This window comes from Chryseobacterium oranimense (genome assembly GCF_900129755.1).
GTDB classification, from domain to species: Bacteria; Bacteroidota; Bacteroidia; order Flavobacteriales; family Weeksellaceae; genus Chryseobacterium; species Chryseobacterium oranimense.
Map to the genome: position 1 here is coordinate 502,702 of NZ_FQWT01000003.1, position 24,130 is coordinate 526,831.

Genomic DNA, 24,130 nt, shown 5'->3' on the forward strand with positions numbered 1-24,130 from the left:
GTTATTTCTTTATTAGTTTAGCACTTGCTGTTTTATTATTATCTGTTTTTATCGTCACCAGATACGCTCCCTGAACTAAATTCTGAGTATTAATCTTAGTCACCTTATTTTTAGTCTTCAAGCTTTGAAGCTGTCTTCCCCCCATATCATACAGCATAATATCAGCCTCCTTAAAATCAATGCCTATTTCTACATAAGCATAGTCTGAAACAGGATTCGGATAAATTTTGATGTCTTGTTTTTCAATTAACTGGTCAAGCTGTTTATCCCCTAACTTTACAATCTTCCAGTTCTCTTTTCCAAGTTCTTCTGCACTGGTTCCGGCCAGAATAATCGAGCCGTCTCTGTTCAGTTTTATATCAGATAACCTTTCTTCTCTTTTTCTGGATTCTCCTTTTACATGCTTTCTCCACTTTTCATTACCATCCTGATCCAGATAAAGCATCCAAAAAGTTTCATCATCAGTCTGTATCTTTCCTTCTGCCTGAGTATAGCCACCAAGTAAAATTCCTTTTGTGACATCTTGATTCTTGGCTCTTGAATCTTGGCTCTGAATAACACTGGCTCCCATCAGAATATCCCTGTTTCCGAAATTGTAGGATTTCTGCCAAAGCTCTTCGCCTCTTTCATTTAATGAGATTAACCAAAGATCCGTTCCTTCTTCTATTCCTACCGATTTATTCCCTGATCTTTCGGATCTGGATTCGCCTCCAATTAAATATCCTGAAGTGGTTAAGGCTAATGTTCTTAGATGATCATCTCCTTTACCTCCAAAGTTCTTTTCCCATTCTGTTTTTCCGTTCTTGTCAAGCTTAATGATCCAGTAATCTCCTTCACCATAGTTTTCTGTAGATTTCGGAGTGCGGGATACGGGATGTGTGGTCGTTCCGGCCGTTTTATCAGCAGAGCCTGAAGCACGAATCCCGGAACTTCTTGAGTAGACCCCTAACAAAGCTCCCCCGTCTTTAGTAGGAATCATTTTCTCCACTTCATCTAATCCTTTTCCTCCTAAAATTAACTGGGAGATTTCTTTTCCATCTTTATCGAGTTTTAGAATCAAAACATCTTTTGAGCCATAACCTTTTGTTGAATTCTGAATGTTTCCAGCAACAAAAAATCCTAAATCTGTACTTTGAATCACAGATCTTGCTTCTTCATCGGAAGAAGTTCCTAATGTTTTCTGCCATAGTTCATCGCCAAATTCATTAAGCCTAATAAGCCATATGTCTGATCCACCTTTGGAGTCTTCTTTTTTATCTAAACCTTTTCCGGAATAAGAAGTGCCGGCAACAAGAAATCCTCCCTCCTGGGTAGCTACAGAAGCTGACAGGTAATCATGATTCTGACCTGAAAAGTATTTCTCCCAGACTTCTTCTCCCTGCTGGTTTAATTTGATTAAATGGAAATCGTAACCGTTGTTTTGCTTTTGGCTATTAGCTGCTGGCGTCTGGCTTCTAGACTGAATTGAACTTCCTGTTATTAAGTATTGACCATCAATAGTTGTAGTGATCTGGCTTAGGAAATCCTGAGTATTGGATTTGATATCTTTCTGCCACAATACTTCCTGGGCAGACAGGCCCAAGAACGTGCATAGAATACATGCACCAGAGTAAATTTTCTTCATCTGTTTGTGTATTTAGTTAATAGTTAGTTTTTAATTTCGGGCAAATTTAACATTTTTTAACACATATACAAATCTCATTGCAGAGATTTAACAGAGGTTTTCTCACTTACCTGTGTTTTTATAATGTTTCAAATGATTAATGATGTAAAGGTATCAATGGAAAGCGACAAAACTTGTCGCATAAAAATTTAAAGCCAAATCCGGTAATAATCCGCAATAGAAATATTACCGGTAAGTTCCGAAGAGCCTGTCCCAGATGGAGGTATAAAAACCAAAGTTCTTGGTTTCATCCAGATGGTGCTGATTATGGAATCTGGTGGTTCCTATAAAAAGCCGGTCAAATGATGCCGGGAAAAATTCCCGGTTCAAATGTCCTATCGTTCCCCAAACTAGATTGATTAACAGATAAATAACTATAGAAATTATAGAGAAGTCATAACTCATGAGTAAGGCAAGAATCATCAGTCCAAAACCGATCGTTTCAAAAGGATGCAGGACAAAAAGGCTCAGGAAATTGGTGCTGACATGCTCATGGTGTTTTCCATGCAGTATTTTATACATAAAAGGCAGATGGGCCGCATAATGAAAGAAATACATCAAAAGATCCATCAGAAAAATCAAAGCAATGGTTTCCAGAAAGACAGAAACTACGGAAGGTTGGGAATCAATAATAATCCATTTGTTTTTCCATAAAAATACGCCCAGCAGCATGACGAAACTATTGCAAACAACAGTAAGAAAGCTGAGATAAACATCGGATTTGGTAAGAGGATGGTTTTGTTCCTGCAACAGTTCTTTACGGCACGTCTTCTCAATAAACTGATACAGCGTGATTGAAAACAGGCACAAAAAGATATTGGATAAAAGACTGAAAATAATCCACTGCAGCCAGCTGAACTGCCAGAATATCTTTAAATAGCCGGAAAAATCAAACCAATTAAAATTCATACATTTATCATCTTCAACTTAGCTCATAAATATATGAATTCATGCTAAAAAAACCAATAATATAAATTTGAAAAGCAAGCTTTTTTTAACTGTTAATGAAAGATAAAATATCAAAATACTTAAGGAAGAGTTTCTCTTAAAGTAATCACTTATCTTAATAAAATCATCCGATTTTTACCTTAAATATTTACTAAGTTGTACAGTGAATCAATTAGTAATAAATATTTTCAAATTAATTTATATCTAACATAAAAAATAACTAACTTAGGATAGAACAAAAGCGGAATCTGAAAAGCTTATAAAAGAGTAGGAAAACCATAAAAATGTTAATTCATGAAAAATTTAAAAAAAATTTTAAGAGAGAATTTAAAATTAGTAAAAGGAGGTACCAAGGAAGGGTGTCCGGGACCAGGATCGCCACTGTACCATCCTTATGCTTCACAGGAACAATGTGAAAATGCAACAGGAAAAACCTGCTATTATTCAGAGGATAGCTATTGCTTCCCTGCAGGATGGAATGCTGATTTACTTTAATAATCTATAATGTAATACACCAGAGATCCGTTTCATAACCGAATGTGAAGCGGATTCTATTTTATTTAACATTTTGCTTTAAATAAACGGTTTCCTAAAATCATTTGATTTTACTATAACTTTCTTTAATCATTAAACTTTCTTACTGATTCAAATATATACACGAAATCATCTTAAGTTTAAGCCACAATAAAAAAAGTTTATATTTTTATTTTAAACACTTTAACCTGAAAAAGTTAGTATCTAAAAATCAAAGATTTTGTAATTCAAATAAAATCATTTCTGCCTCACTTTTCTCTTCAGTTCACGGACCCGTAAAGTAAGCTGTTTACGCAGATCATCATGATACTGCCTGTAGTTTTTTATGCTTCTTTCCAGCTGTTTTTTCTGAGCCAGATAATCTTCATACAGCTCGCTTAATTCTGAGATCTTCGAAATCATATCAGAAGGCTGAATCTCCGGATCACCGGCTGTTTTTTTAAGCAGTCCCCGGTAATATTCCATACGGTCTGTAAGGCTGCTGTGAAATTTTGGTTCTATTCCCTGCATGGTTATGGGTTTAATATATTAAAATTTAAAAAGACGGTCACTTTCCAATGGCTGCAGAAGGTGTATCGCTCTGAAATAAAATCTTAATACTTCCATCCAAAGCATTTTTACCTGCTGATTTTGAATAAATATTATTCATAGCTTCTGCAATGAGGGTTTCCTGAGAATCTCCAAGAGGCAAAAGCGGTAATGCGGCATACTCACTCGCTGCAATCTGCGGGGAAATTCCATTGTTGTAGCTCCCTTCCCCATCGGCATTGAAAACTTTATAAATAACAGGATGCAGCTGCCATGAGATCTTTTTAGGTTTCCTCTTGTCTTCCACCATAAATCCGGCCATATCTTTACCGAGGGTCACATCCCCTACCTGAATCACCTGCATATAAGGTTTAAGGTTATTGATCACAATTTCCGAAGCAGATGCTGTACTTCTTGAAGTTAAAATATATACTTTATTAAGGTTCAAAGCATTGGTACGAAGGGCATTGAAATCAAGAGCTGCCGGATCGTAGGCAATCTGCCGGGCAAATGTTCTTTTCACTTCACCACCGTTTTTGTTTCCTTTATAAATAATGAACGGAGAAGAGGATGATATCCCAGAAGGAATCATCGAACAAAGTGCTGCAGCCGAGGATACAGACCCTCCGTAGTTATAGCGTAGATCCAGAATCAGTTCCTGTATTCCAGCTGCTTTGAAAGCTGCAAATTTTTGGTTTAATGAAGAAGTTATTCCATCCGGAAAATCATAAATGTAAAGGTAGCCTGTTTTTTTACCGTTTTTTTCAAATATTTTAGACTCTAAAGGCTGTTCAAAGGAATATCCGTAATATACTGTGATGTTCTTTTCATCAGTAACGGCACCGTTTTTCCAATTACCAACCCGGAGTTCTATTACTGTCTTATCTTTAATAGACGAAGTTAATTCTTCCGCATTGGCAGCTGTAATAGCCGTACCATTAATTTTAGTAATCATCATTCCTCTTTCCAGCCCGGAATTGAATGCCGGGGAATTTTTCATAACCAGTTTTACCGTTGTCACTACATTTCCATTGGCCAGTTGGATCACGGCATAGTCAAAACCGTACATATTCCGTACAGAACGGGGATAGGAAGAAGGATCCTGTGTATCTACAGCAAACGAAAAACGGTCCTGAGCAGAAAGCAGGTTTTTAAAAAAGTCTTTCACAGGAAGATGATAATCAGGTTTGGCAGGCATTTGCTCTGCCCAGTAATAATATCTTTTCATGCTGTCCTGTACCCAAAGGTTGACCGATTCCGTACTTCCTTCCGGAAAAACAGGAGCTCCCTCATCATCATTGCGGATGCATGATAAGATAAAGACAGAAACTGCAAGAAGAAAGAGCAGCTGAAAGGTAAAATGCTTTTTCATAGAATGGGTTTACAGGTAATCTGCCACATCAATCTCTCCCACAACCGTAAAGACTCCGTTGACCATTTTTTCCTGAAGAACGATCAGGTTGGCTCCCATATCCTGCTTTATTTTTACCCTGATCATTTCGGAGCCGTTATAAGGAATATCTGTTCCGGGTTTATACAATTCCAGATAAACCGGGGCTGTGCTGCTGAAAAAACTATATATTTTCACGGGTGTGAAATCTTTTTTTCCAATAGGGTCAAATTCGGCAAGTATGGCTCCGTTTTCTCTTTTCAGAACTCCTTTAACACCGGTGAGTGAGGTGCCGGAATATTCGCCAAGATTCGGGAAAATAAATTCAAAGCCTACTTTTCCCAGATTCACCTGTGGCTTTACGGCAGAAGCCTGGAGAAAGATTCCGGGAAGGTTGAAGAAATTCAGGGTTTTATAATCGTTGATATTGTCGTAAGTAAGATTATAATGGGCTATTTCGAGGCCGGTTTCGGTGTTGTAAATGCCAAGCCGGTCTGTTTCGCCTTCATCAAGCACAAATTCCAGCTTGGTTTCTATTTTATTGGTATAAGAAGTATTTCCGTTAATAGATACAGGAGCTCCGTTAAGCCTGAGCTGGAGAACATCCGGCTTTGAGTATCCTTTAACATTAACTTCTGCGGGTTTCTGCGATTGATCAAACGGCTGCATAACGTTGCTGTCTGAACAGGAAATAAGCAGCATAAAAAATACCAGTGTAATGAATCTATTCATTTATATTAATTTAAATTGATAAAGTCTAACCTAGAAATATTGCCCCGCCCGGTGAGAACGGGACAATAAAAATTATAAAAAAACTAAGTTGGATATGTTTATGATCAGGAGGTTATTGCGGGGAAGCTTTAAACCGACCGGATCGATTAAGTTTTCATGGTAATTCTGCAGAATGTACTGCAATTCACGGATAATTACTGCTTTATTATTTTTTAATGAACTTCAGACTTTCCGTTATGTTTCCGTCAGAAACTTCTGCTATATACATTCCTGATGTTAATGTAGCTACATTCAGAGATCTGTTATAGGAAGCTGAAAATACTTTTTGTCCGGCTGCATTATAAATAGTAACCGAGGTCATCTTTTCTTTAAAGCCCGGGTTCAGTTTAAGCTGAAGGAGTTCCTTTACAGGATTTTCCTCTATTTTTGTTAAATTTTCTTTTTTATTCTTTACATCTGCTGTTCCCAAGAATGATGAAGCATAGATCGCCATTTCATCAATATTGATATTCTGAAGGTTATTACCACTTGCCTTTCTGTTTGACCACAGCCCAATATAGATTTTTTTACCTGCAAAAGCCGAAAGGTCTACAACATCTTCTGTAAACTGGGTAAGATCGTTGGAAAAAGGATTGTCGGTAGTTCCCGCTATGATACGATATGGACTTGCAATGTCATTTCCGTTTGCATCTACTGTCATGGCCTGGAAATCTGACAGTTCCGGAACGGGCTTCTGGGCTGTGCTTACGAAAATAAAAAGATCACGTCCGAGATTAAGGTGCGAAGTTCTCTGTCTTCCGATAGAAGCTGCAAGGCTGATGGTTCCTGATGCCCCTTCCAAATTGATCTGCGGGGAGATGATCCAGTCGTTTTCAGTACCGAAACCGGCAACATTACCTGTTGGGACAAGGCTTACCGAATAACGGAGAACACCTGATGTTCCATAGGTTAAAGCAGTGCCGTTGTGGTAAATATTCTGTCCCTGAACCCATCCGTTTCCGTTGGCGTTAAGGTCATGAGTAGTCCATCCCTGAAGATCGGCAGGTGTATCAAAAGAATTGCTCCATACCTGAAACTGCGCAGCCACAGCCTGTGATACCAATACAATAGATAATAAAAATAGTTTTTTCATAATACTGATTTATTAGAGGTTTTTGAAAAATAAAAAAGCAGGGAAAGACATGGGAAGCTTCCCCTGCATTTAAAGTTTTACTCCTGAATAGAGAAGTTATATTTCGTCCATACACCCTGGAAGTTTCCACAGTTTCTAGGCGATACGTTCCATGGTCCGTCGTTGAAGAACGGCTGGCTCATTCCCCATGCAGAAGCTGTAGTTCCTGTCAGTAAGTTGGCCGCCGGGATTGATGCCGTACCAGTTCCTGTAACAGAAGTTGTAAATCCGTGTACTTTGATGGTGCTGAAGTTGGAAGCAGAAGAAAGCTCAGAACCTGTACCTTCTACTTTGATTCCTACAGGATAACCTGTTACAACAGCGTTGTTTAGTGTCAGTTTACCACTTCTTCTGATGTGGATACCGTTTTCGTAAGCTGATCCTTGCCCTGCAATACCGTTTTTAGCCCCTATGATCGTAAGGTTGTTGATAACAGGATTGGTAATAAGTGGTGTAGAAGTACCTTCTGCGTTGTTATCAAGCTCGATACCGTTAGAATCCGGGCTACCTCCGCTAAGGCTGTGGGTAGAATTGTAATCTGCCAAAGCAAGAGCACAGGTAATGGTTCCTGTGTATCCGTTGTCGAAATCGAAGTTATCATCATCCGCAGCGAAAGAAACAAGGTTAGAAGCGTTTACCGTACCTCCGAAGAATTCAAAAGAATCGTCTTTACCGTAAGATACTTGGATGTGATCCAGGGTAGTTCCGTTTCCAACTCCTCCTAAAGTAAGACCGTTGATCTCGTTTCCTGAATTTGGAGCCAAAAGGTCGTATCCTGCAAATTCAATACGAACATACTTCAGTGTTCCCCCGTTGTGAGAAGCATTGGAACCTCCGTAGAAAAAATCAGGACCGGTTAATCCTTCGATCGTTTTTGTAGAAGGGGTGTTGGTAGGAGCATCACCTAAAATGATCACACCGCCGAAGTCACCAGGAGCAGCCGTTGTATCTTCGTTTCCATCCAATAGTTTATAACTTGTAAAAATAATAGGCTGAGATTCTGTACCGGTAGCGTTGATTTTACCTGTTTTAGAGATCACCAATACTCCTGTAGCCGTGTTGCTTGTGTTTGGTTTTGCTTTAATAAAAGTTCCTGGCTGAATAGTCAGTGTAGCACCGTTTTTAACCGTTACGATTCCGTTAATTTCTACCACACCGCTCCATGTAGTGTTTGTTGTGATATCTCCGCTTACACTGGTTACAGGAAGTGCGGATGCAGTAATATATTCAGCAGATGCAGACTTCATTTCGAAAGGAGTTGAAGAATCCGCAAGATGATCATTTTGGCAAGCAGTAAGAGATAATGCTGCAGCAGCAATTAAAGTTAATCTTTTCATTTGTTATAATTTTTAATAGATCCGGATTTATGGTTTTTCAGGCCGGAAATTTTTAATATTTAGGAATATCCGCCTCTATATTCCTGCGATTTGGTTTTTACTTCACCCTGCGTTCCAGGAGGGGCTGTCCTGCCGGGGTTCCCTTTTTTATCCGTCGCTGTCCGGGAAAAAACAGGAACGTTCGGTTTTTATCTGATCCGGTACTGCTGTGCGCATCATCAGTATGGGTCTCCGGTCATATTTCAGGTTTCCGAAACCTGTACGCTTCTCTATCAAGAGCTCTTTTTATCTTTATACCGGGATATTCAGGCTATCGTTAAAATGTGTAATTTACACTTAGGCCGAATACCCTTCCGCTGTAAGCACGGAATGTGATTTTATCAATATCCTTGTCATATTTGTTGGTGGCACCCGGAAGCAGCTCCCAGGCTTCCCTGTCTGTCGCTACATTACTTCCTCCGTCTCCTTTCGGAACTGAATAGGAATTGAAATTGTTATAAAATTCTTTCACCCGGTTGAAGAGGTTCCTTACATTCAATTTCAGTTCAAGGTTTCTGTTTCTCAGGAATTTATAGGAAATCTGTGCATCTGCAACAGCATACGGTCGCTGGATCTCTTCTCCGTTGTAAGCATATCCAACGGTAATGTACTGGTCGCCTTTGGCATTATATAAAAAACTGGCTCCCAAACGGTTTCCATCAAAGGTTAACCCTAAATTATAGGCATAAGGAGTTTGCCCGTATAATGGTCTTTCCACTTCATAGGTTTCATCATTATCCCCGGTTTTATACTGGTTTTTAAAAGCGATTACTTTCGTTGTATTGTAGGTGAAATTTCCGCTTACAAAAAGCTTTTCGAGTAAAGAGCCTTCTGCAATAAAGCCAAGATTTTTCCGTACTTCAACCTCTACTCCTTTCAGCTTTGCATTTTTGGAATTTCCGTTGTACAGGAACAGGTTTCCTTCGTTGGAAAGATGGCCTTCGCGTTCAATAGGCTTATCAATATTTTTGTAATACAGTCCTGCGGAAAATATTTCTCCCAGTCCCGGAAACCATTCAAACTTGAAATCATAATTATTGACTACCGATGAGGTCATTTCCGTATTATAAATCAAGCCGTTGGCCACCGGATCAAAGTAAGGAAGTCCTGTTCTTTCATTAAACTGGGGACGGATCACTGTTTTGTTGTAAGCCAGCCTTACGTTAATTTTATTGGTGGGGCTGTAAGTGAAGTTTGCAGAAGGCATCCACTGCCACGGCTTATCATCGATAGGTTCTTTTATAACTGATTGATTATCTGACACATCCAGCTGCTGAGAAATAAGGTCATATTTGAAATATTCTGCGCGAAGTCCCCATACCAATCTGAATTTGTTTTTCCACCGGTTATCAAACATCACATATACAGCATGCTGGGTTACCTTTCCTTCGTATTTATCATTTTTATAGAGCGGCCTGGTTTGCCATCCGATACCTCCGGGAACATACTGGGAACCATCAAACCAATTAGCCAGTGCGCCATACATGGTTAAATAGTTTTTCTCGTTGTTCGGAACATCCCTGTTTTCGTCTACTCTTAGAAAAAACTTCTGCTGCTGGTTGGTATTGTTTTTTATAACACCGGCATATCCTGCTTTTATATCATTTTTAAAATTTCCCGTATCCATATTCCATTTCAGGGAAGCTCCGTAATTATAATCTGTTTCTTTATTTTCGATATATCCACGGTAAAAATTGCTCCCGGAATTGTAGATTCTGTGATAGGTTAAGATTTCGCTGCCGATAAAATCATAAAGGGTCAGATACTGTGTATAATCTTTAGTATCTGATTTTACTCCTGTTCTTGCTGCAAACCAGTTGATTTCTGCATTTCCTACTTTATGGTTTCCTTCGAGTTTATTCTGCAGAAGGGTCTGGTAGATCGGGTAATTGGTGTTGTCGGTATAGGGTTTATCAAGACCTTTAATTTGTGAAGGATCGTTATTGGGAATAATTCCGTTATAAAAATAATTGTAGGATGCTTCTGCATTGGCAGGGGTTCCACTGCCGTTGGTATACTGATTCCACCCTGTTACCCGGGTCAGTGTATTGTCATAAATATGGGTATATGAATTTCTGAATGAAATCCTGCTTTTTCCCAGCTGGAGTCCAAAGTTGAGCATTCCGGCCAGTGTAGAATTGTAATTGTAGGAAGCTCCTTTGTTTTTGAAATTGTAAAATACAATAGGAGCTGTTCCGTTTGCCTGCCAGTTGGGGTCATATGGATCTGTAGTATCCAGCCAGTTTCCCCTTCCCGTATGGTCTATATCTAGCTTACTCTGCTCGTTTCTTACTGTAAATGCTCCTGCAAAACCCCATTTATTGTTGTTTTTAAGGGTAAATGTTCTTCCCAGGGCAACCTGTATATTCGATCCCATATCCCCTGTCGTACTGAAGGTCGAAAAGTTATCATTCTTAAATCTTTTAGACTGCTCAAAAAATATCGGGTTATTCCAGTCCGTAGCTTCAAGATCTTTGGGAAAATCCCTGGTTCCGTCATCATAGCCGAAATAATCATATTTTCCACGTTTGCGGCTGAGAAATTCTTTAAACGCCGACTGGTCGTTATAGGAAGTTCCCACACTTACTGTCGTAAAGTTTTCATTGGGTATATCTTTGGTCCTTACTTCTACATAGCCTCCTGCAAAGCTGGCATTCATATCCGGAGTTGCCGTTTTGCTCACCACTATACTTTCTACCATGGCAGTAGGGATGATATCAAATGAAAAGTTCTGGTTATAGGCTTCTGTACTGGGCAGATTGATCCCGTCCATTGCTGCTGTATTCCAGCGTTCTCCCATGGAGCGGACTACTACATATTTATTATCGATGGTGGTTATCCCCGTTACTCTTTTCAGGGTCCCTCCTACGTCATTATCCGGTGTCTTGGCGATCTGCTCGGCGGAAATACCATCGCTCATCTGGGCAGCTTTTTTCTGTTGGGCAAGAAGTCCGGCCTGGGTATCTGCTTTCCTGGTTCCTGTAATCACCACTTCCCTGATGTCTGTGATCTTTTCCGAAGCCTGCTTCATGGCAAAGGATACAGTATTCGTTTCATTATTGGCTACCGAAAGCTTCTCTACCCTCAGGGGGCTGTATTTTGGAGCTTTTACAGTTAAAGTATATATTCCGGAAGGAAGATCTACCACGAAATCACCATTATTGTCCGTAACGACAGTCTTTTTGGCGACTGTAACTTCAGCTCCGGAAACGGGATTTCCTATTTCATCTACGATCTTTCCTGAAATTCTTCCGTCACCTGTTACAGAAATACCTGTTCCTTCATATTTTATCGAAATAAGGTCCCCACGGAGTCGAAATGCCACCGGAAGTCCGTTTGTAATATCTTTCAGGCAGTTGCTAACGGTTGCATTTTCACAGTTCACGCCTTTTACCTTCAGCTCTCTGATATCCATCTTTGAATAGGCCAGCCTCATTCCCGTTTTTCCTGCAAAGTCTTCCAGGACCTCAATAAGGGGCCTGCTTGCCGGGACAGAAAATGATACCTTCCGGACCAGTTCCTGAGCTTCGGCTGCTACTGTAAAGAATACTGCTGCAACGGTAAGACCGCATTTCAATCTTTTCATATGTTCAAGTTCTCTTTTATTAAAAGTTTTATTTTTTTAATGTTATTTCTGTAGGTTGATTTATTTTTTCAGGGTGTAGATCTGATCTTCTTTGTGTACTTCAAGTCCAAGTATAAAGGCTAGTGCTTCCATATTTTCATCTGCTGTACCTCCTGTAAAATCGGCCGTTATCTTTTTCTCAGCAGTTTCTTTCGGATAAACAATTCTTATTTTATAGTTAGCCTGCATCACTTCCGCCACTTCTTTGAAGGAAACATCATTGAAGCTCAATGACAGCAGTTTCATACTCTGTTTTCCCGATTTATTTTCCGGGGTAAGTGAAATGACAGCAGCGGTATGGGCAATCCCGAAATTGGTCCATTTCTGGTTGGGTTTCAGGTAAGAGACCGGGGCTCCGGCGTAGGATACGGCAACTTTTCCTTCATATAACTGTACAGATTTATCTTTCCCGGACTGTGAAACTTTAAAAATAGTCCCCAATACTTTGGTACTGAAACCATCTGCACGCACAATGAACGGATGTATTTTTGATTTTGCCACGGAAAAGACTGCATCTCCTTTCAGGTCCACAACCCTTGTGGAAGCGGGAAATGATTTGTCTACAGTAAGCTCCGCGCCTTTCAGAAGAGTTACTACAGAACCGTCTGTCAGATAAACTTTTCGGTTTCCTGAACCGGCAGTATAAATATCCGGTTTAAAAAAAGCATGATAGGTAAGAATTCCCCCCAATGACAGCAGAAGTACAACTGCAGCTGCCACTGTATAAGCATATTTCTTAAACGGATATATGTGAGTTGATTTTACAGGTTTGATGAAATACAGCTCAAGTTCGGATAAGATTCTTTCTTTGGCTTCCTTCATATGGAAATGATCAAGTTCCTTTTCTGTACGGATGTTCCATTGGTTTAAAATTTCAGCTTCCTTTTCTGAGATTGGTTCTTCGGAAACTTCCCTCTGCCAGAGTTTAAAAACAAACGCTGCAGTATTCTTATATTTTCGGCTTTTCATAAAATATTTCATGGTATTCACAGATCCTTCTGTCTATAAGACTGTGAAAATGAAAAACTTCCCCAGGCTGTTCTTAATATTGTATTCACATTAAAGTCAGCTTGTTAACAATTTTAGTTTATTTCAATGTTTTCTCAACATTTGATTCACATTCCGGGGATATTTTTCAGAAATAATTAATTTTCGGATCCCCAATGTTCACAAAAAGTTAATTTTTCTTTAGGTAATTTTGCGGTAACGATATGAAGCCTACAGATTATATACTATTGAAAAAAATAAAATCGGGCGACCGTCCTGCATTCATGCTGCTTTATGAGCGGTACTGGGACAGTCTTTACCGTTTTGTTTTTATGAGGACGAGGGACAAGGAAATGTCTGAGGAACTGCTACAGAACCTCTGGATTAAGATTCTTGAGGATACGGCATCTATACATACCGATGATTCAGAAAGTGCGAAAGGATACCTGCTAAGGTATCTTCATTACCGGATTATCGATCATTACAACAGCTCAAAAAAAACGCCGTCTACAATTAGCATTGATGAATTTGATCCTTCTGGTGAAATGGATCTGTCGGATTCGGAATATTTTGAAATCCTGGAAGAAAATGAGGTCTCGGCTCTGTTATCAATGATTGATGAGGTTGTTTCACAGCTTCCATCCACAGAGCAAAGTGTGTACGATATGCGGATCAGGAGAAATATGTCTGTGCACGAAACTGCGGAAGCTCTGGGTATCAGTAATAAAACGGTCAGTAATAAGTTAAGCAAAGCTTTAGGGGAAATACGCGATCAGCTGAATCCTGAATACCAGTCTTCTAAAAAACTGGTATCCATACTGATGCTGATGGAAATTTTAACGAAATACTAAATGTAAAAGCTATTCATAAACTACATAATTTACTTTATCAACTCCTGTGTTACCGGATTTCTCATGATAAGCATATACAGTGAGCTCATAATTTCCGGGTGTATTTAAAAGATCGCTTCCTTCAAATAAATTGGTAGATACCAGCGATAGAATAACATCTTTGAGATATTGGCCGTCTTTCTTAAGAATTCCTTTAACTTCAATTTCGTCGGAATTCCAGACCCCGTTTTTATCAATCACACATCCACACATCATAACAATATTGGCCTGAAACTGAAAAAGTTTTCCTTTAATAGAATTCAAAGCAATATACTGATGGGTTCTCGGTTTCAGGATATCAATGATGAATCCAGGAATTTCTAAAATAATCCCGTCACCCAGAATATGTTTTCCCGGAATCAGCCAAAGTTCAGTACTTACGCTGGCCTGCGCCTGTTTATTGTTTAACGGAGAGAGTATCTCAATACTTACAAATGTAGGTTCACTGATGTCTATTGATGCCAGAAAACCAGCCGTCTGTGGATCGGTGATGAGAGTGCCTCTTGTTTTGGCTCCTTTCATGATCAGATCTGTATTTCCTGTGCTTCCAGTAGTATTTCCTTCTGCTAAAATCTGTCGGTTTATTTTGTTTCGGACAATGATATGGGCACCTCCCAAAGAACTTCCGATAAATTTCGCATCTCTTGCTTTTGCCCTGATCATAATTTTAGTCTCTGCCGCAGAAGCTGTAAGACCGGTGACAAGAAAAGCTACAATAAAAATAAGTGTTCTCATACAATATTGGTTTTTAAATATTCTTTTTTAAATCTATCATGAAAAGAGTCCTCTTTCAAACGGGCATCTATACTGTCCAAATAAGTCAGAATTCCCAAATCATCGGAAAGTACCTGCAAAATTGCCTTCTCACAACTATCCCAGACCTGCTCCAGCTGCGGAAGCATTTTTAAGGCCTTTTCTGTAAGTGATACCATCTGCTTGCGTTTATCTGTACTATCTTTTTGAATAACCAGATAATCCTTATCCGCCATTTTTTTTACAATAACGACTACCGAAGGATGGGAATATCCTAAAGGCTCCGCAATATCTACAATAGACATTTTTTTATTTTTTTGAAGCAGCATAAAAACAAGATACCAGTTAGGTTCTACATCAATATTCATTTCTTTGTAAAACTTTCTTACATCATGGGACATCCGGTCGCTTATTCTTTTTAATCTGCTGTCCAATGCTTTATATCCTAATTCTTTGATAAAATCCTGATTCATTTAAATTTAATTTGATGCAAATATATAAATATAAAGTTAACTATATAGTTAACTTTATATTTATTTTTGAAATGTTCTGATTATTTATTCGGGAAGGCTATCAATCAGTTATATAAAGAATAATTTTTTATCTTTTTTATTGACAATATATTATATATTTAAATTATGAATAACTCAGAAAAAATTATTACAGAAATTAAAGAATTCCACCAGGATATTGAAGCATGGTTTCAGGGGGAGAAAGATCAGGATTCCCTTTATAAAAAACTTCTGTCCGGATTTGATGGAGATTTTAAAATGATCACAGGCAACGGAGATACGATCACTTTAGGAGCATTTTCGGAGTGGCTTCCGGGAAGTTACGCTCAATTTCCCAACCGAAGTATTGTTATTGAAAATATTGAAGTTGAAGCAACGGAAAGTCATGGACTGGCATCCTATATTGAAATCCAGACCACCGGTGCGACAGTAACGCGGCGAAAATCGTCAGCAGTTTTTGTGATCCGTGGGGAAAAAGCATTCTGGCTTCATCTTATTGAGAATTGGATCTGATCCTTTGAAAATTGGATTAAATTTTGGCTAAAGCCAGATGGTTTATTTTTTTAAGTAAGCGGGCTAAAGCCCGCTCCTATTGAATTTAATGACAAGAATCTTTTATCTTTATCTTTTATCTTTATCTTTTATCTTTATCTTTTATCTTTATCTTTTATCTAAAAAAAATCAGGCATTGATTTTATATACACAACGCTGACCGCCGGATAAAATATGGCTTACTCTTTCAACCTGGCAGTCTTTACCAATCAGGTTCCGGAAATTGGAAAGTTCTGCACGGCAGAATCCCTGGCATTCGGCGGCGGCGGCACAGATAGGGCAGTGATTTTCTATGAGAAAGTAGTCATTGCCTTCTTTTGCCCATTCTGCCATGTAGCCTTCTTCGGTACGTATCTGCACGAGTACCTCCAAACGCTGTTCTAAAGATTCGGTTTTTGCCAGAGCTTTTTCATATCGCTCATAAGTGTTTTTTTCCCTGTCGTTAATCAGCAGATCCAATGCATTTTCTCCCAAAAGATTTTTTACAGATCTGAGGATCTGGACGGTTACATCGGCGTGGGAATCCGGGAACTGAGACAGTCCTTTTTCAGTAAGGGCATAATAGGTAGAAGGCCTTCCCACTCCTTCGCTTTTTGTGACGGACCTGATGAGTCCTGCTTCAGCAAGATTCAGTAAATGTTTCCTTGCCCCTTCCTTTGTTATGGAGAGTTCCTGAGCAATCAAAAGGGATGTAGCCTCGCCTCTCATTTTTAAAAACATCAGGATTCGGTCTGCTGCCGGCTTCTTCATTTGACAATATTTAAGTTGTTTTATTTTCCAACTACAAATATAGTCATTTTCTATAATTTGTAATTTACAGTACTACAAAACTCATATTCAATAAATTATAAGCGAATTTAAACATCTAATAAAACAACAATAAAGTTGTTTTATTAAAATTAATGATTACCTTTGAAATACATTAATAAAAAAAATAAGAGTAATGAGTACGTTTACACTTCCACAGCTTCCTTATGCTTACGATGCACTGGAACCATTTATAGATCAGGAAACAATGAACATTCATCATCAGCGTCACCACCAGGCTTATATAGATAATCTGAATGCTGCACTCAAGGCTTCTGATGAAACTTCAGACGATCTCGATTCCATACTTCAGAGAATCAGTGAATACAGCCCTGCCGTGAGAAATAACGGTGGCGGGCATTTTAACCATTCTCTGTTTTGGGAAACTCTTTCTCCCCAACCTAAATTGAATCCAGAAGGAAAACTGGCAGAAGCCATCAACTCTACTTTTGGAAATCTGGAAAATTTTAAAGCTGAAATGAAAAAAGCGGGCCTGGGACAGTTCGGTTCGGGATGGGTATGGTTATTGGTAAAATTCAGCGGGTCGCTGGCTATTGCTTCTACTCCTAATCAGGATAACCCGATGATGGATATCCAGTCTGTCAGCAGGGGCTTTCCTATTCTTGGAATCGATGTATGGGAGCATGCTTATTATCTGGCTTACCAGAATAAGAGAGCTGACTATCTTGACTCATTCTGGTCGGTTCTTGACTGGTCGGTCATAGAAAGAAAATACGAAGAAGCTCTGTTAAAAATCAAATAGGAACATCTGATAGAAGTTTAAATTATGGATCAGAAAATTTTCATCAATAAAGCAGAAGCTTCCGGAATCATTGCTTTCGACCTTTTACGGTATAAGCCATCTATAGAAATTGTAGAACTGGATATCAAAGATCATCTTTTCATGGGAATGATCGTAAAAGAAAAAGAATTTAAGGAATCGATTGCTGCTGTAGATTTTTCTGTATACAACGAAAAAGCTGTGGGGATTATTTGCTCTACAGATGCTGTTATTCCGCCGTGGGCATATATGATGTTAATGGAGAAACTGTCACCTTATGTTGTGTATGCAGATTTAAATAATGCCGAAACCATACTGTTGGAGCTCTGGAAACGCCGCCTCATCTACGCAGACCTGAAATCTTATAAAAATGAGAAAGTTGTTGTGAGGGCAAGCGCCGATCACGATCCTTCCCTTTACTTATTGGCAGCCGGCCTTCTTAAACCTTTGGTTAAAAGTCTGATGTACGGAGAGATCGGTTTACCAAAAGTAATTTTTAAAGCTTAAAAAATGAAAGTAGTAATTTTCAACGGTTCTTTAGAAAGCAGGCCTGAATCTACTTCAGGACGGATTTCAAAATACTTTGCAGAAAAGCTTTGGAAAGCAGGTTTCCAAGCAGAGATCTTTAATTTGGCGGATTCAGGGATTCCTCTTTTTGACCTGTCACTGACCCGGAAACCGTTGGCCGTAGAACGTATGGTGCAGGTATTCCTCGAAGCCGAAATTCACATCTGGATGGCTCCTCTCTATCATGGAAGTATTCCGGGAGTGATGAAAAACTGCATAGATTGGCTTGAAGTGACAGCTAATCATTATCAGCCCTATCTTACGGATAAAACCGTCGGACTGGTTTGCTGGGCAGACGGCCTGCAGGCTATGCAGGGAATCAATACGATGGATGCTATAGCCAAATCCCTGCGGGCATGGCCTATTCCATTCAGTGTGCCCATCATAAGGTCTACATTATTTGATCAGGAAGATCCTACAAAAATCTCTGCGCTGTATTCTGATAAATTTGATAAACTGATCAGCATTGCTACGACAAAAAAGATAGACAAAATATAATCCACTGTTTTTTTCATTTAAATTATGTTTAGACGGAGGGGCTTCCAGGGCTATCAGCCGGCAGAAGTCCCTTTTAAACTTATAAATCTATATTATGGCAATTAAAATAACTGATGACTGCATCAACTGCGGAGCCTGTGAACCGGAATGTCCTAATTCAGCGATCTATGAAGGGGCTATTGACTGGAGATGGCGGGATAAAACAAAACTTTCCGGAAAAGTGACCTTCCCGGACGGCTCGGAAACTGACGCAGATGCTTATCAACAGGCTTATTCGGATGATGTATATTATATTGTACCGGGAAAATGTACGGAATGCAAGGGTTTTCATGAGGAGCCACAGTGTAAAACGGTCTGTCCTGTAGACTGCTGTGTAGATGATCCCGACCACCGTGAAACGGATGAGATACTGTTCAGCCGGCAGGAATTCCTTCATTCTTAAGTTAGAATTCTACATTAGAAACAAATATAAAAGCGGGAATAAACCCGCTTTCAGCTTATCAATCAGCTTCAGTTAAGATATGCAAACAGCTTACAAGCTTTTTATCTCATTATAAATTTTCTGTGTGAAAGGTGTATCTATCCTCAATTCTTTTCCAAATTCCAAAATAGCACCTCCTAACAATTCAAGTTCGTTATTTTCTTTTCCGGAATTAACGTCAAGCTGTAAAGATGTTGGAGTTTCGAAAGGGAATGTAGCTGCTTTTTCAAACGTTTTCTGAATAATATCTTCATCCAGAACAATCATTTTTTTGTCGGCGATCTTTTTTATTTCCTTCATGATTTCAGTAGCTTCCTTTTTCTGGTTTTCATCTGAACACACTGCTCCGATGGAAGAATTGTGCTTAGCTGTTACCAGACCGAAACTGGCAATGAAAGTATATTTCGTCCAGATATCCGTCAGAGAATTGTCCTTAAAATCAAAGTCAATTTTGCTTTCTTTCAGCATCTCTACGATCCAATCCACATCAGCAGAAAAATGTTCCGGATCTCTTCCTATAATCATTTTTCCTGCTTTTCCTTTATGCTCTACCATTCCTTTTTCTTTAATGTGGGAAGCTACATAAATACAGGTCGGAAGAATTGTATTGCCAGGAATTATTTTTCTTATTCTTTCATAAATATCTGCTCCGTTCATCATGGGAAGCAATACCGTGTCTTTGCTGATGACCCCTTTCAGCTGCTGACAAATATTTTCAAGGTCATATTCTTTTACACAGATCAGGACCAGGTCGGGATCTTTTACATCACTGATGTGCTGCTCGACAGCATCGGGATACGTAAGGTTTACAAGATGCTCGGGTGAAAGAAGAACCAACCCGTTTTCTTTTACTTTTTGGTAAGTTTCCCCTCTCGCCACAAAACTGATCTTATATTTTTTGGAAGCTTCATTTTCCTGGTTTATTTTAAATCCGAAATATCCGCCTACTCCACCAAGTCCAAGTACTGCAATATGTTTCTTGTCCATAAATTTATTTTTAACAAAGATGAGTCTCAAATTTTAAATTATCACTTGACAAATGAAAAGAAATTATATTTTATTGATCCCTCTTCTGATACGGCTCAATGAACTGTCTTTAATTCCCAGATAGGAAGCAATAATCTTTAGGGGAACAAACTGGAAAATATCGGGATGCTTTTTCATCAGGTTAAAATACCTTGTGGAAGCTTTCTGGCTGGCCATTTCTATCAGCCTGTCGTGAATACTGTAATAATTAAGCACAAAAAGCAGTCTGCTGAATTCCCTGAATTCCGGAATATTGTGAAAGTTATGCTGTACATTTTCCAGACCCGTTTCCCAGAAAGAACAGTTGGTAATCGTTTGGTAAATTTCTTTTGCAGGCTGTTGTCTGAAGAACGACAGAAAATCATTGACAAAGCAAGGAGCCGCATAAATATTGGTAGTAATCTCTTCGTTGTCCTCATTCAGGATAAAAGAACGAACATAGCCTTTTTCCAGGAAAAATGTTTTGGTGCTTACCTCGTCTTTATTCAGCAAAACTTCATTCGCTTTTAACTCAAAGTGACCGAAGGTCTCTGTGATTTTTTCAACAACCTCGTGTTTAATGTCGAATAAGGAGTGAAAATAAGTATTGATTGAAGATTTGTCCATATAATTCAAGGCGTTTTCAGCAACTTTCAAAATTAGAAAATTTAAATGAAAATTACTTTGAATAAAGGATTTCTACAATAAATATTTCTATAAAAATTAAATGATGAGATTAGTCCCTAAAATTCTTCCCAGCCCTCATTCTGCGGGTCATATTTTGCAAATTCACCGGTATCGGTAAATTCCGAAGCGGTCATTCCCACTTCAAAAATGGAATTCTCGCTCAAATTTGCTCTGAAATACAGTCCTTTTCCCGTAAGCAGCGCATTTCCGAAATCCTCATCGGGATGGTTAAAGTGAAGCCCGGCCTCATCTTCTCTTACCAGTTCATATTTATATTTTAAAAGACGCTCTTTTAACCGGATGACCTGATCTTCCGTTAATGGAACAAGATTTTCCTCAATGTCGAAAAAACTGTCATCACCGGCTGCCTGCTCTTTTTCTTTTGTTTCAATACTGAATAGCTGAATCGTATAGCTCATGAGATTTACTGATTATTGATTGGCCAATATAATACTTTTATAGGTATTGATCCGGTCGGTTTCCTGATACATATTACAAAGGATCAGAAGTTCATCCGTCCTGTACTCTTCAGACTTTTCCTGAAGCCGTCCGGCAATGGTACCTGGTGTTTCCATAATGATATGATCCAGAATCTTAAAGAAATCCTCTTCATCCTCACTTCCCAGTATTTTTTGTTCAATTATTTCAGTTGGAAGAAGTGCCTGAGGTGCCTGGATATGACGGGCCTGCAAAAACTGGTACGCCATTCCATAAGCATTATACCGGGCCGTCTTCAGATCGTTGGCAACAGATGCGGCAACAGCTATCTGAAGTGAGGGAACCAAGGCATATTGATTTTTATCAAATTCTCTAAGATAAGTCTCCGTACTTTCCTTACCTGGCCCGCTTCCCATAAAATCTGCATACGAATAGCCTACTCCATGCTTCGCAGCTTCCTTAGCCGATTGAATCCCGGAGCCCAGCCAAAGAATATCCGGCAGGTAATCAAGGTTGGCAGGTTGTGCAATAAGACCGTCATACATTCCCTTTTCTTCTTTAATATACTGTATGATTTCTTCAAGTTTGGCTTCCTGGCTCGATAAAATGACCGGCCGGTGATTATTCAGTGCAGAAACAGCATCTTTCAAGCCTCCCGGTGCTTTTCCCAAACCCAGAATAAAGCGTTCAGGATAGAGGCTACCCAATATTTTGGCCCATTCTGCGATTTTATAGGCGGAATAATTTTTCATCATAATCCCACCTGTTCCTACCTTGATCCGTTGGGTTTTGCTTAGGGTAACGGCACTAAGAATTTCCGGGCTTGAGCTGCCATACGCTTCCACCCCGTGATGCTCGGAATAAATAATACTGTGAAAACCGGCTTCATCTGCAAACAGGGCGAGATCAATACTGTTTTTTAATGCCTGCAATGAACTTCCTCTTTCAATGGTCGGAGACTGATCGAGAATGCCTAATCTTAATTTCATACCTGCCTACTTTATTGTAAAGCTAAAAATAATGATAAAATATATTTACAGTTTATCTTTTATCATTTAATTTTATATTTGGAATCAGGAATCAGCTTCCCGGACAAATTAATTTTAACAATAAAAAACAGACATGAAAAAAGTAACAGGAATCGGCGGTATCCTTTTCAAATCAAAAGATCCCAATGCCATGAACGATTGGTATAAAACGCATCTTGGGCTTGAAACCAGTCCCTACGGAACAAGTTTTGAATGGCGTGAGAGTGAAGATCCCTCGAAAAAAGGAATTACCCAATGGGCACCTTTTGCGGAAACCACCAAGTATTTTGAGCCTTCTGCAAAAGATTTTATGATCAATTACAGGGTAGACAACCTGGAAGCACTGGCAGAGGAATTAAAAAAGGAAAATGTTACCATTCTGGATACCATTGAAACCTATGATTACGGAAAATTCCTGCATATCCTGGATCTTGAAGGAAACAAAATTCAATTATGGGAACCTATTGATTAGTAATTGTTTATATTTATATGAAAATAAAAAAGTCCGGTACAATTCCGGACTTTTCTTTTAACTAAGCTTTATTTTTTTCAAAATTCATTTACCGCGTTACTTTCATCAATGCCCTGGTAATCTGATCTTCTTTCTCTTTTGAATAAGTAGAATCATAAGGTTCCATCACATCAAACAGGTATTGGTAGAAAGGAGCAATTTTCTGTACGTTTTCAGATTCTTTTATTGCCTTTTCCTTACCCATCTGCTGAAGATTACTGATGAAAACATTGAACTTTTTATCGATCGGTTCTATGGATTTTACAAGATAAGCATAGGCTTTTTCATTCTGACCCAGTTTTTTGTAAGCGTCTGTAACGGCACTTACCACCAGAGAATATTCCATTGGCTTTACTCTCATCTGCCTCGCCGACTGCTTCTGGAATTCCGGGGAAAGGCTCAGGTAATAATCGTATTCTTCAAAGATTTCCTTTTTCAGGATTTCAGCCAGCTGAAGTCCTTTTTTCTCCTGGCCTGCCATAATATATCCGCTAACCATAGAACTCAATGAACGCGGATCATTGTATTTTTCAGCAGGAATTTCTTTTGATGCAAGATCCAGCAATTCTATAGCTTTCGATTTCTGTCCACTTAATGCCAATGCTGAAGCTGCCCTGCCGGCAGTCATTCTGTACCCCATAATGTTTGAAGTGGCTGCTTCATCATAATGAATGCCCGGATCTTTAAAATTTCCCCATCTGAAGTTTTTTACGATATGATACAGTGAATTCACATCTACCCTTCCCATATCTCCATCCGGCCTTGGACCTGTATGAATCGGTACAAGCTTATAGCTGAAACCCTCGAACTGCAGATATTCGTCAAGATAGAAGGTATTTTCGCTGTCGTAAATTCCTCCTGATGAGAAGTTAACCGGACGCTTCCAGTCGAAATTGGCCAGCATATCCATCATCATCAGGTTATTTTTATAAAGGGTGTTTCCTTTATAGGTAATCATGATCTGGTTTACCACATCAGGAAGGTCTGCCTGGGTAATGATTCCTGCTTTTAAAGCATTTTCTTTATTAACAGGAAGGATAAATCGGTTGACAGGTAAAATGTTGTACTGCTCATACTTCTCTTCCCCGAAATACATTTTTAAAAGCTCATCTTTTTCAGGAGATTTGAATTTTAGGAAACTGATTGCATCTTTTAAAGTGATGGAATCCTGTGTCAGGTATTTTCTAAAGGCTCCGAATTGAGTATCAGGAGCACCCTGCTCTTTCAGCATGGAGAAAATTCCTTCCCAGTCTTCTTTTTTCATCAGGTAGATCTGGTCATTCACTCCATCCATGTAATCTTCATGATTCAATTGGGAAGGTATTGGATTGGCATTGTAAGTTTTTCTCTTCACCTGATCAATATACCATGGTGTGGCTAACAGGGTAAAATTCACAGTTTTTACATCATCTCTGAAACGTTCCGTTTCCTGGATCGCCCATACAGGGAAGGTATCATTGTCGCCGTAGATAAAAATAATATCGTCTTTAGAGAGTGATTTAAGAAATGAATAGGCATAATCCCGCGCCGCTGATTTTTTGCTGCGGTCATGCGGTACATAATTCTGGAAACCCATCATAAAAGGAACTCCTAATAAAACTACTCCCAGAGCAATATTCGCTCCATTGGATTTTACTTTTGACTGGATAAACCATAAAATAGCTGC

At 39.0% G+C, this 24,130-nt stretch carries 25 protein-coding genes and 1 pseudogene; 8 read left to right on the forward strand and 18 right to left on the reverse strand.

The window, feature by feature from the left end; genetic code table 11:
* Position 1: 1 nt before the first annotated feature.
* Positions 2-1,624: a T9SS type A sorting domain-containing protein gene (locus BUB03_RS12930; protein ID WP_073063663.1), complete on the reverse strand. Its 1,623-nt coding sequence runs from the start codon at positions 1,622-1,624 to the stop codon at positions 2-4.
* 225 nt (positions 1,625-1,849) lie between these two features.
* Positions 1,850-2,572: a sterol desaturase family protein gene (locus tag BUB03_RS12935; protein ID WP_083538916.1), complete on the reverse strand. Its 723-nt coding sequence runs from the start codon at positions 2,570-2,572 to the stop codon at positions 1,850-1,852.
* Between the two features lie 333 nt (positions 2,573-2,905).
* Between BUB03_RS12935 and BUB03_RS12940 the strand changes: the two genes are divergently transcribed.
* On the forward strand, positions 2,906-3,106 hold the full coding sequence (locus BUB03_RS12940) for a hypothetical protein (RefSeq protein WP_040998941.1): 201 nt from the start codon (positions 2,906-2,908) through the stop codon (positions 3,104-3,106).
* 276 nt (positions 3,107-3,382) lie between these two features.
* Here the strand turns inward: BUB03_RS12940 and BUB03_RS12945 are convergent, their stop codons facing one another.
* From BUB03_RS12945 to BUB03_RS12975, 8 genes are all read right to left on the reverse strand, one after another.
* A complete protein-coding gene (locus BUB03_RS12945; protein WP_073063666.1) occupies positions 3,383-3,655 on the reverse strand; it encodes a hypothetical protein in 273 nt (90 codons plus the stop codon).
* A gap of 37 nt (positions 3,656-3,692) precedes the next feature.
* Positions 3,693-5,045, reverse strand: a complete 1,353-nt coding sequence (locus tag BUB03_RS12950) for a S41 family peptidase (protein WP_083538917.1) — start codon at positions 5,043-5,045, stop codon at positions 3,693-3,695.
* 9 nt (positions 5,046-5,054) lie between these two features.
* Positions 5,055-5,795, reverse strand: a complete 741-nt coding sequence (locus BUB03_RS12955) for a hypothetical protein (protein WP_228417876.1) — start codon at positions 5,793-5,795, stop codon at positions 5,055-5,057.
* A 205-nt stretch (positions 5,796-6,000) separates the two neighbouring features.
* On the reverse strand, positions 6,001-6,927 hold the full coding sequence (locus BUB03_RS12960) for a T9SS-dependent choice-of-anchor J family protein (RefSeq protein WP_073063669.1): 927 nt from the start codon (positions 6,925-6,927) through the stop codon (positions 6,001-6,003).
* Between the two features lie 77 nt (positions 6,928-7,004).
* On the reverse strand, positions 7,005-8,303 hold the full coding sequence (locus tag BUB03_RS12965) for a hypothetical protein (protein WP_073063672.1): 1,299 nt from the start codon (positions 8,301-8,303) through the stop codon (positions 7,005-7,007).
* Positions 8,304-8,450: 147 nt separating this feature from the next.
* On the reverse strand, positions 8,451-8,579 hold the full coding sequence (locus BUB03_RS22190) for a hypothetical protein (protein WP_262484334.1): 129 nt from the start codon (positions 8,577-8,579) through the stop codon (positions 8,451-8,453).
* 40 nt (positions 8,580-8,619) lie between these two features.
* Positions 8,620-11,928, reverse strand: a complete 3,309-nt coding sequence (locus tag BUB03_RS12970; RefSeq protein ID WP_073063675.1) for a TonB-dependent receptor — start codon at positions 11,926-11,928, stop codon at positions 8,620-8,622.
* A 60-nt stretch (positions 11,929-11,988) separates the two neighbouring features.
* Positions 11,989-12,936: a FecR family protein gene (locus tag BUB03_RS12975; RefSeq protein WP_228417878.1), complete on the reverse strand. Its 948-nt coding sequence runs from the start codon at positions 12,934-12,936 to the stop codon at positions 11,989-11,991.
* Positions 12,937-13,202: 266 nt separating this feature from the next.
* On the opposite strand from BUB03_RS12975, the gene BUB03_RS12980 reads away from it, so the two are divergent.
* On the forward strand, positions 13,203-13,805 hold the full coding sequence (locus BUB03_RS12980) for an RNA polymerase sigma factor (protein WP_262484335.1): 603 nt from the start codon (positions 13,203-13,205) through the stop codon (positions 13,803-13,805).
* A gap of 9 nt (positions 13,806-13,814) precedes the next feature.
* On the opposite strand, the gene BUB03_RS12985 is transcribed toward BUB03_RS12980, so the two are convergent.
* Together BUB03_RS12985 and BUB03_RS12990 are read right to left on the reverse strand one after the other, a co-directional pair.
* Positions 13,815-14,579 carry a hypothetical protein gene (locus BUB03_RS12985; RefSeq protein WP_073063683.1) on the reverse strand — a complete coding sequence of 255 codons (765 nt, stop codon included), beginning with the start codon at positions 14,577-14,579 and terminating at the stop codon, positions 13,815-13,817.
* Complete coding sequence (locus tag BUB03_RS12990; protein ID WP_073063686.1) at positions 14,576-15,070, reverse strand: MarR family winged helix-turn-helix transcriptional regulator; 495 nt, start codon at positions 15,068-15,070, stop codon at positions 14,576-14,578. Before BUB03_RS12990 ends, BUB03_RS12985 begins: the two co-directional genes overlap by 4 nt.
* Before the next feature lie 165 nt (positions 15,071-15,235).
* Here BUB03_RS12990 and BUB03_RS12995 point away from each other — a divergent pair, with 165 nt between their 5' ends.
* On the forward strand, positions 15,236-15,622 hold the full coding sequence (locus BUB03_RS12995; RefSeq protein WP_073063689.1) for a hypothetical protein: 387 nt from the start codon (positions 15,236-15,238) through the stop codon (positions 15,620-15,622).
* 168 nt (positions 15,623-15,790) lie between these two features.
* Here the strand turns inward: BUB03_RS12995 and BUB03_RS13000 are convergent, their stop codons facing one another.
* Positions 15,791-16,411 carry a helix-turn-helix transcriptional regulator gene (locus BUB03_RS13000; RefSeq protein WP_073063691.1) on the reverse strand — a complete coding sequence of 207 codons (621 nt, stop codon included), beginning with the start codon at positions 16,409-16,411 and terminating at the stop codon, positions 15,791-15,793.
* A 193-nt stretch (positions 16,412-16,604) separates the two neighbouring features.
* On the opposite strand from BUB03_RS13000, the gene BUB03_RS13005 reads away from it, so the two are divergent.
* From BUB03_RS13005 to BUB03_RS13020, 4 genes are all read left to right on the forward strand, one after another.
* The gene (locus BUB03_RS13005) at positions 16,605-17,231 is read left to right on the forward strand and encodes a superoxide dismutase (protein WP_073063694.1); all 627 of its coding nucleotides are present in this window, start codon (positions 16,605-16,607) and stop codon (positions 17,229-17,231) included.
* A 24-nt stretch (positions 17,232-17,255) separates the two neighbouring features.
* A complete protein-coding gene (locus tag BUB03_RS13010; protein ID WP_073063697.1) occupies positions 17,256-17,756 on the forward strand; it encodes a DUF2480 family protein in 501 nt (166 codons plus the stop codon).
* 3 nt (positions 17,757-17,759) lie between these two features.
* Positions 17,760-18,314 (forward strand): NADPH-dependent FMN reductase, encoded by a 555-nt coding sequence (locus BUB03_RS13015; RefSeq protein WP_073063710.1) that lies wholly within the window; start codon positions 17,760-17,762, stop codon positions 18,312-18,314.
* A 94-nt stretch (positions 18,315-18,408) separates the two neighbouring features.
* A complete protein-coding gene (locus tag BUB03_RS13020; protein WP_073063713.1) occupies positions 18,409-18,756 on the forward strand; it encodes a 4Fe-4S dicluster domain-containing protein in 348 nt (115 codons plus the stop codon).
* A gap of 90 nt (positions 18,757-18,846) precedes the next feature.
* Here BUB03_RS13020 and BUB03_RS13025 read toward each other — a convergent pair whose 3' ends face one another.
* The 4 genes from BUB03_RS13025 to BUB03_RS13040 all read right to left on the reverse strand — a co-directional run bounded on the left by BUB03_RS13025 (position 18,847) and on the right by BUB03_RS13040 (position 21,914).
* Positions 18,847-19,782 (reverse strand): ketopantoate reductase family protein, encoded by a 936-nt coding sequence (locus tag BUB03_RS13025; RefSeq protein WP_073063716.1) that lies wholly within the window; start codon positions 19,780-19,782, stop codon positions 18,847-18,849.
* Positions 19,783-19,845: 63 nt separating this feature from the next.
* Positions 19,846-20,427, reverse strand: a complete 582-nt coding sequence (locus BUB03_RS13030) for a Crp/Fnr family transcriptional regulator (RefSeq protein WP_073063719.1) — start codon at positions 20,425-20,427, stop codon at positions 19,846-19,848.
* Between the two features lie 116 nt (positions 20,428-20,543).
* A complete protein-coding gene (locus BUB03_RS13035; RefSeq protein ID WP_073063722.1) occupies positions 20,544-20,906 on the reverse strand; it encodes a hypothetical protein in 363 nt (120 codons plus the stop codon).
* Between the two features lie 12 nt (positions 20,907-20,918).
* Positions 20,919-21,914 (reverse strand): MsnO8 family LLM class oxidoreductase, encoded by a 996-nt coding sequence (locus BUB03_RS13040; protein WP_073063724.1) that lies wholly within the window; start codon positions 21,912-21,914, stop codon positions 20,919-20,921.
* Positions 21,915-22,047: 133 nt separating this feature from the next.
* Here BUB03_RS13040 and BUB03_RS13045 point away from each other — a divergent pair, with 133 nt between their 5' ends.
* On the forward strand, positions 22,048-22,425 hold the full coding sequence (locus BUB03_RS13045; protein WP_073063726.1) for a VOC family protein: 378 nt from the start codon (positions 22,048-22,050) through the stop codon (positions 22,423-22,425).
* 88 nt (positions 22,426-22,513) lie between these two features.
* Here BUB03_RS13045 and BUB03_RS13050 read toward each other — a convergent pair.
* Positions 22,514-24,130 (reverse strand): annotated as a pseudogene (locus tag BUB03_RS13050) (DUF2723 domain-containing protein); the annotation flags it as partial.